The sequence below is a fragment of the Pirellulales bacterium genome (assembly GCA_035499655.1).
Lineage (GTDB): Bacteria > Planctomycetota > Planctomycetia > Pirellulales > JADZDJ01 > DATJYL01.
This window is the reverse complement of sequence record DATJYL010000174.1, coordinates 1-7,764: the sequence shown is the minus strand read 5'-3', so window position 1 is coordinate 7,764 and position 7,764 is coordinate 1. Positions and strand designations below refer to the sequence as shown.

Sequence of the window (7,764 nt, the reverse complement as noted above, 5' to 3'; positions counted from 1 at the left end):
GCAACTTCCGCACGATCTGCTCAGGACTATGCCGCGTCCTACGTTTCGTCGTCATTGTGAAAGTCTCCTTGCCCATCGGGCTAAAGACCTTCATAACAACTGGATCAGTTTTTCAACAGCAGGCCAGCTTGATAGACTCTCGTTTGTGTCTTCCGAGCGAAGAAATTCATTGACGGGAGAGTCTTCAAATAATCGTTTTCGCAATCTTTAATCCAACTAGCCCGTTGCTCTACTGATCGTAGCATAGGGCCGATATCTGGCTCTTTTGATTCTTCGCTCGCTGTGGAGAACTGCATCAGAAAGGTGTTACCACCAATAAAATACTCCTCAAATTCGCTGAGGCATTGCTGAAAACGGAATACATACTTGCTCTTAAGTTCCAATATCTTTGCTACTCTTGCTTGTAGTTCAGCATCGCGAATCTGTACTTGCTCACCAACTTTCTTTCCATGAAGCAGAGCCGCTAGCGGATGCTCAGGCGCTAGCTCATTACGACACCGCTCTGGATTTGGTGAGTCCTCGACAATCCACCATCGTACTTGTTGATTGTTTTCTTGATATGCTACGGCGACACCCGGCACGACAGCTTCAGGTTCTGGAATGTCGAGCTTTTCACCGCTCAAAACAGAATGAATCATCGCCATATTTGCATCTTTTGATGCAAAATTACGCCTGAGTAGTTCATAAGCGTAACGTACGGCATTCAGTGGCTCATTTCCGGCTTTTAAGATTTGAACAACCGCCTGACCAATTTGCGGAGTGGTATCTTGAGCTCTGGGAAGTAAATCTAGATCGTGACATATCCATTCGTCTTTAGCTAATTCAAAGCCGAGCAACGCTTGATTTACTCGTAGAACCTGTTTGTATTTCTCATCAGGTATTGATTTCAGACAATCATCAAAAGTCGCCGCTAGGGTATCAATACAGTTGAACTTATTCAGTATGTTAAATTCGGCTGAGACACAATCGTGATCGTAGAATCCATTTGCTCGCAGTCGGGGACAAAAGTCCAGAATAAATTCTGCATCATCAATATTTGCAGCGCTACTTACTGCCATCCGTGTATCAATGCTCAAATACTCAGGCTTCAAAAGGTGTTTCCAGATTGAAAGTGCTTCTGCATTTAATGTCAGATTAGCTAGCTCTCTCGCCAGTGCACGATGAAATGGGGATTGATCTACATCTGCGATTGAAAATGCTTTTAGGCCGAACTGTTTGGCTTCATGAACATTCCCGAGTTTGCGTTGAAGGACTGCTCGAAATAGATCAGGTACAAATGGCGGAAAGTCAGACGGAAGCTGCGCAAAAATCTCCTCTGCTTTCTCTGTTTCTTGACGGCGAACATAAATTGCGATGATGTTACAAACCGTTATATACTGGGCGATGTGATCCAAATCTTTTAGCTTTGGCACTATCGCGAGAAGACAGATCAGGCCGTCGGTATCACTAAAGCTATCTCCATCCGATAGATAAAGGCTTGAGAGCACATAGCGAATGTAGGGATATTCATCAATTTCTTTGAGCGATTTAATCAAAGCAATCGCCGTTGAGAATTCATTATTAGCGGCTGAAGTCAACGCAAACTGCAACACGACATCTGGATTTTGCGGATCGAGATCATAAGCAAGTCGCACGCAACGATGCTTCTCTGTTTCATTTCCAATAATTGTGTAGGCCATTGCAAGGCGCAAATAAATACTTGCTCGTGTTTTTGCTGGAGCTTTTTGTCTCAATGGCAATGCTCGATTCAGTAGATCGAGCGATTCAATTGCTAGCGCTCGGCTACCAGCGGAAGGGACATCGGCTTCAGTGTCTCTGGCCTGGAAACGCGCGTAGTCGGTCAAGACTGAGCCTAGTTGTTCCATGAGCATTGGCGAGTTGGGTTCAGCTTCCAATGTCAACCGCCCATAGGACATTGCTTGCTCGAATTGTTGACGGTGGGAGGCTGCAAACATCAAGGCGTTAGCAACATACAGAGATCGACGAAATTGGACCGGCACACCATTCTCAAGCTTAGTGAATTCTAGAGATAATGGAGCGGATCGCGCCCACACTGCGTAAGCTAAACTGTGATTTGGAAAAGCGGTTTTTACCGCAATGGCTAATGAATGGGCTTTCTCGACTTCGCCACGCAAAAAATATCCAACTGCTTCAAAACATCTTGCATCTGGATTATCTGGTTCATAGTCTTTGGCCTGAAGGTACAGAGATGCGGCCTTTTCAAAATCCCCATTCTCCTCGTGAGCGCGAGCGATATTAGCAAGAACTCGATACCAGATTCGATTGTTGAATTCGGACGAATATCTAGTCCTTAGCTTTTCCAGTAGTGCGATTGCTACGTTAGGTTCCCCTCGCTCGGTGTAGCCTTTCGCAATATCAATTTCCGCATGAAATGAATCGATCGTCCGTTGCTGACTCTCTGTAGTCGGAAGGGGTTCCGAGGTCGCGGTAGGAACAGCCGCTTTGTTGCCATCAACTAGTGATTGCAGAAATGGAATTAAAGCATCGTGAGTTGCGCCATAGGATATTGGATAGACTCGATCATTTGCATCGCGTTCTGCCTCAATCACAGCACACTCTGCATCTCGCACTAGACGGTAATGACGATATTGCGAGTTCGCAAAAACACGATTTGCCCATGCTAATAATGCTCCGAAATTTGGATCGTCTAATCCCTTACCAAATCCGACGAAAACGAGTGTTTTAGTTAAGAAACCTGATCGTATGAAAATCTGCGTGTGTTCGTCCTTGACGATCTCGTCGTAACTAGACACTCCCAATACGACCGAATCAGGATCATCGAAATACCCATGCAGATGGACGATCGCTTGCAGTTCCCCTTTCGCAACACTTTCAACCTTTGAGGTCTGCCTCCAAGTTACCGACAAAAATTTTGTCGTCCTCTCTAAAAGACCGTCGTAATTTGTGGTCCATAGTGGCAACTTCAGATTGGCAATGGCTTCAAGAATTTCACGATTAACTACCGAAAGAGTACCGACGGAATCATGCAACCAAACTCCAAATTCCCCAAGGCTCTTTTTGAGGAATTTTTCAACCGCTTGCGCGACTACCAACCACATATCCGCTTTGTTGGATTCAAGCAATCGCCGGAGATTCTCGGCTTCTGGAACTTCAAGAAGTCGAAGCCCGATACACCGGTCTAACCCGTTTTGCAACAGGCCCTTCCAAGAGGCTGCGGGCGCATTACCGGAAGCTGAAATTGAAATTCCAGCGCCCACGATCAGTATTGCATTGCCCTGCGCAATGCGCTTGCGTAAGTCTTCCAAAAGCACATTGCGTCTCGAAGTACCGTCGGTCATTGCGGATAAGCCCCTATTAGATAAAATCGGAAACAGACGGAGATTCTAATCTAATATCGTTGACCTAGCGATCTGTCAGGCGGGTTTCTGACAATCCTGCGCGGCAGTGGCGATAAGCCAACAATCTTTACGTCGCCGCGTTTTTCATCCGTTACGATTGAGCCGTACTTAAATCGCGGTGTCCGATATGGGCCGAAGTGCAATTTGATCCGCTGTCGCCGACTCATGCTCTGCATTAAACTTCAGGGGACTTGGGAAATCAACCAACGAGAACATCATGCACCGAATTCTCATTGCTGCTTTGGTTGCCGCCGCCACTTCCACCGCCCTGGCCTGGAGCGAAGCCGGGCACAAAATCGTCGGCTCGATTGCCTTCCGGCAACTGACGCCTGACCAGCAGGACAAGATCGTGGCCATTCTTAAAAACCATCCTCGCTGGCAACAGGACTTTGAATCGAAAATGCCGGCGGAGTTGACCATCGACACTGAGCGGAACGAGTGGATATTTCAGCAGGCAGCGATTTGGCCGGACATGGCCCGCAGCTTTCAAGGCGATGCACGTAAGGAATTCACGCGGGGGAATTGGCATTACATCGACTTGCCGATGTTTCTGACGCCAGAGGACCAAGCTGCTTTAGGGGGCACACTTACTGAAAACATTTCGCTTGAACCGCCGGATACGGAGCAAGAAAACATGAATGTGATACAGGTAATTCGACTAGCTCGCCGATTGCTAGCCGACAAATCGACGCCAGACGCCAAGAAAGCCGTCATGCTCTGCTGGATCATGCACGACGTCGGCGACATCCACCAACCGCTACACTCCACCGCGTTGTATTCTAAAAATCTGTTTCCCGCCGGCGATCGCGGCGGCAACTCGATCAAAACCGATCAGCGACAGAATTTGCACGCGGTGTGGGATCAGTTTCTTGGGCAGCGGGCGTCCTACCGTACCGCAAGTAATCGGGCCATCAAGTTGATCGCTGATCCCGAGCAGAGCAAGGCTGGCGCCGATGCCGCCACCAACCTCGATGAAAAGACCTGGCTTGATGAAAGCCACGCGCTGGCTGAATCGACGGCTTACGATTCCGAAGTGACCGGTTACCTTCGCGGTTATGTCGACGAGAAGGAAGCACCGCCGATTCACTTGACGGAGCGGTATCTAAAAACGGGTGGTGGTGTGGCCGAGCGGCGGGTGGTGGAAGCAGGCTATCGGCTCGGTGCCTTACTCAATCAGATTGCACAGTAGCATTAATGCTATTGTACAAACAGCTTTCCCGTGAATATCTGATTCCGGCAATGTGGCCCATTTCCACCATTTGACAAATGGCCACGATATAGTGTACTTGTTTACACTATGGCCATTGCGCATCTTGACGCCGATTGCTTCTACGTTTCCGCCGAGCGGGTGCGGCATTCGTATCTCAACAAGCTGCCGGTAGGCGTATTGTCAAATCAGGGCGCTTGTGTCATCGCCAAAAGCTATGAACTCAAGGCGAAGGGTGTCACTACTGGCATGCCGATTTGGGATGCCCGGCCGCTCTGCCCAAACGCCATCTTCATCAAACGCGATTTTGAGTGGTACGAAGTGCTGTCCCGGCAAATGCTGGGCATGCTGCAAACGGTCAGCCCCACGGTCGAATACTACTCGATCGATGAAATGTTCTTTGAAGCCGCCGATGTGGACCCTCGGCAATTGCAGCAGCGGATTCTCCGCCAAGTGCGCGTTCCTGTTACGATCGGCATTTCCAGGACACGCTCGCTTGCCAAGTTAGCGTCCGACAACGCAAAGCCGTTCGGCTGCTACGTCGCCACGAGCGACGAACAAATTGCAGGCCTACTGGCTGATCGGCCGGTGGACGAGATTACCGGCATTGCCCGCCGCAGCAAACGCAAACTGGAAGCCGTCGGCATCAAAACATGCTCAGACTTTGCCCGAGCCGATCGGCGGCTTATTCGCCGCTTGCTCACCAAAACCGGTGAGAGCCTATGGTGGGAGCTCAACGGCAACCCGGTTACGGCGATCAGCACAACGAGGTTGCCGCACAAATTCATTTCCCGTGGCGGCAGCGTCGGCAAAGCCACTGCCATTCCAGAACTGTGTGAAGCATGGATCATCCGCAACGTCGAGCGGCTGATCGAGGCTCTCGACTATCACTTGGTGTTGTGTGAGCAAGTGTCCCTGGCTGTCGAATTCAAGGATGCCAGCGGGGCCGGGCTCCGGGCCAGTCTGCCCTCGGCGACCGCAGATTACGGTTTGATCGCCGCGGCCACCCTGCAAATGTGGAGACGGCTTTGGCAGGGCCAAACGCTGGCCTACATGCACGTGATCGCGGAGCGGCTACAGAGCCGCCGTTGCTTTCAGCGTGGGCTTTTCGACCAGCCGACGGAACGGCAGCAGCGGCTTGCCGAGGCCAAACAGCAGATCAATCAGCGGATCGGCCGGTTCGCCTTGCGGAGCGCAGCCACGCTGCCGCTGACCGAGTTGTATTTGGACCGTGCCAACAACTACGAAGTGTGCGACATCCATGGCAAAACCTGCTTTTAGCCGAACGACATTATGTGCCTTGGCGTTGCCGTACCGATTCACGAGATTCCTGAAACGCTGATTGTCCAGCATCGGCTTGCGGACCGAATCGCCCAGCGGGATCCGGGGGCCGGCCGAGAGATTCAGTTTCTTTGGCGCCATCGGCAACCGGTGTTGGCCGTGAACTTGGACAACCAGTTGCGGATTGTAAAATGGGGTAATCGCGGCGGTGGACCGCTGCCGGCCGGCGGATGGTGCCACCGCGAATGGATTGAAGCGGGACTATGGCAGGAATTGCGTCCGCAACCGGCGATTATCGCCGCGGCACTCGCCATTGACCGCGGCATTTGGACCCTTGCAAATGAGGGCATCAAAGGTGTCGTGGTGCGAGATCGCGTTTATATGCTGACCGAACCCGCCACGCATTACTATCGGATAATGACCCGCTCCAACCGGATGCCGGTTTTGGTTGGACAGACGATATGAAACGCGGGAACTAATCCTCCGCAAGATTCGGTATATCTTGGCCATCCCACATCGCCGGTAGTAATTGATCGCCAGCCCATGTTAATTTCCAATCTTCGCCATCGAAAATCACCAGCCCCAGGTCTACGAGCCGCTGGAATGACTCATCGGAAACGGTATCCAGGCCAATCGGTTCAGCCCCGACAGCAAGAATCGCTGCACACAGTTCGCTATGCGTTGGTTTCATCTTTCACTCGACGATCAACCGCAGTTTTTAAGACACACGGCAACACACCGGCTTGCTCGCAGAGTTTGCGGATACATGTTGAGATAAAATCGTAATTTGTGGGATCTTCCAAGAAATGCGACAAATTATGTGAAACAACTATTGGGAAGCCGTTCTGGTTAAGCCATTTGATGAGACGATTGCTAATTGGAGTTTCGTAACGAGCCAAACCCAATTCTTGTAAAAGCACACGCGATATACTCGGTCCGCAACCCTTAAAATTGTCGCTAATGAACACTACAGCATCTTGTTCGGCTTCCGGCGTTTGGAGTTCCCGCACTCGTTCTAGTGTGGCGAGTGTTGTTCGCCAACCGCCAGATTCCAGATACGCCAAGTTTGCCGAGATTTGTTTGCCAATAATATCTGTGCGGAAGTACCAGCCAACCTCATATAGCTGCTTGCCCACAAATTTGGAGACCGCATTTATTTCAGGCAAGCACGCCTCAAGTCGAAGCGGGAAAGGCGACGTGTTAATCAATCGTGTTAAAATGGACTTTTCGAGTCGAGATTGTCGCGGACTCAGTAAGCTAACAACGAGTGAATGCCAGAAATACTTTTTGGTGACTGGTTGCGACAGAATCGTCGGCGGATCAATTTCCGACGATTTAACCAATGTCTGAAGTCGCTCGACATCGATATGATCGAATTGCCATTCTACTTTCATTCCACCATGATACTTTATGTGCGGACGATTTACATTACGCGAACGGCTGAACCGGCTGCTGGACGCTTATGGGGCCACGGTGCAGCAGACGCTAGAAGATATTCCGCTGTTTAATATTTGCCCAACGAATAACATTTTCGTGATACGCCAAACCGACAATGGCCGCGTATTGTCCCAAATGCAGTGGGGCTTCGTACCATCGTGGGCGAACGATGCAAAATTCGCCCCGATTAACGCTGTGAGTGAGACCGTGGCCACCAAGCCCATGTTCCGCTCTGCCATCAAGAAGCGCCGCTGCCTAGTGGCGGCGGACGGCTTCTACGAATGGCAAAAAGTCGGGGGTAAGAAAGTTAAGGGCGACGCTGACTTGCCTTGATTTTCTGTACCAGGGGTTATGAAGGTAAGGGTCGGGTAACTCCGCTGTGCTGCTGGAGCGTAGGCGTAGCCGAAGCGGAAGCAGCACAGCGGGCCGCGAATTCTGCCGGGGTCACGTAACCCAGGG

Annotated in this window: 7 protein-coding genes; 4 read left to right on the top strand and 3 right to left on the bottom strand. The window is 50.7% G+C overall.

Going from position 1 to position 7,764, the window contains the following annotated elements:
* Positions 1–104 precede the first annotated feature (104 nt).
* Complete coding sequence (locus VMJ32_12295; GenBank protein ID HTQ39800.1) at positions 105–3,320, bottom strand: SIR2 family protein; 3,216 nt, start codon at positions 3,318–3,320, stop codon at positions 105–107.
* Positions 3,321–3,597: 277 nt separating this feature from the next.
* Here VMJ32_12295 and VMJ32_12290 point away from each other — a divergent pair, with 277 nt between their 5' ends.
* From VMJ32_12290 to VMJ32_12280, 3 genes are all read left to right on the top strand, one after another.
* Positions 3,598–4,569 carry a S1/P1 nuclease gene (locus VMJ32_12290; protein ID HTQ39799.1) on the top strand — a complete coding sequence of 324 codons (972 nt, stop codon included), beginning with the start codon at positions 3,598–3,600 and terminating at the stop codon, positions 4,567–4,569.
* A 108-nt stretch (positions 4,570–4,677) separates the two neighbouring features.
* A complete protein-coding gene (locus VMJ32_12285; protein ID HTQ39798.1) occupies positions 4,678–5,868 on the top strand; it encodes a nucleotidyltransferase in 1,191 nt (396 codons plus the stop codon).
* A 12-nt stretch (positions 5,869–5,880) separates the two neighbouring features.
* Positions 5,881–6,333: a hypothetical protein gene (locus tag VMJ32_12280; protein ID HTQ39797.1), complete on the top strand. Its 453-nt coding sequence runs from the start codon at positions 5,881–5,883 to the stop codon at positions 6,331–6,333.
* 10 nt (positions 6,334–6,343) lie between these two features.
* On the opposite strand, the gene VMJ32_12275 is transcribed toward VMJ32_12280, so the two are convergent.
* Positions 6,344–6,559, bottom strand: a complete 216-nt coding sequence (locus VMJ32_12275; protein HTQ39796.1) for a hypothetical protein — start codon at positions 6,557–6,559, stop codon at positions 6,344–6,346.
* Positions 6,543–7,262: a hypothetical protein gene (locus VMJ32_12270; protein ID HTQ39795.1), complete on the bottom strand. Its 720-nt coding sequence runs from the start codon at positions 7,260–7,262 to the stop codon at positions 6,543–6,545. The genes VMJ32_12275 and VMJ32_12270 overlap by 17 nt, the downstream gene beginning before the upstream one ends.
* Positions 7,263–7,278: 16 nt before the next feature.
* Between VMJ32_12270 and VMJ32_12265 the strand changes: the two genes are divergently transcribed.
* Positions 7,279–7,638 carry an SOS response-associated peptidase gene (locus VMJ32_12265; GenBank protein ID HTQ39794.1) on the top strand — a complete coding sequence of 120 codons (360 nt, stop codon included), beginning with the start codon at positions 7,279–7,281 and terminating at the stop codon, positions 7,636–7,638.
* Positions 7,639–7,764 lie beyond the last annotated feature (126 nt).

Excerpts from the sequence above, each read along its gene's own strand:
- VMJ32_12295 (HTQ39800.1), bottom strand. The coding sequence starts at position 3,320 with ATGACCGACGGTACTTCGAGACGCAATGTGCTTTTGGAAGACTTACGC.
- VMJ32_12290 (HTQ39799.1), top strand. The coding sequence starts at position 3,598 with ATGCACCGAATTCTCATTGCTGCTTTGGTTGCCGCCGCCACTTCCACC.
- VMJ32_12285 (HTQ39798.1), top strand. The coding sequence starts at position 4,678 with ATGGCCATTGCGCATCTTGACGCCGATTGCTTCTACGTTTCCGCCGAG.
- VMJ32_12280 (HTQ39797.1), top strand. The coding sequence starts at position 5,881 with ATGTGCCTTGGCGTTGCCGTACCGATTCACGAGATTCCTGAAACGCTG.
- VMJ32_12275 (HTQ39796.1), bottom strand. The coding sequence starts at position 6,559 with ATGAAACCAACGCATAGCGAACTGTGTGCAGCGATTCTTGCTGTCGGG.
- VMJ32_12270 (HTQ39795.1), bottom strand. The coding sequence starts at position 7,262 with ATGAAAGTAGAATGGCAATTCGATCATATCGATGTCGAGCGACTTCAG.
- VMJ32_12265 (HTQ39794.1), top strand. The coding sequence starts at position 7,279 with ATGTGCGGACGATTTACATTACGCGAACGGCTGAACCGGCTGCTGGAC.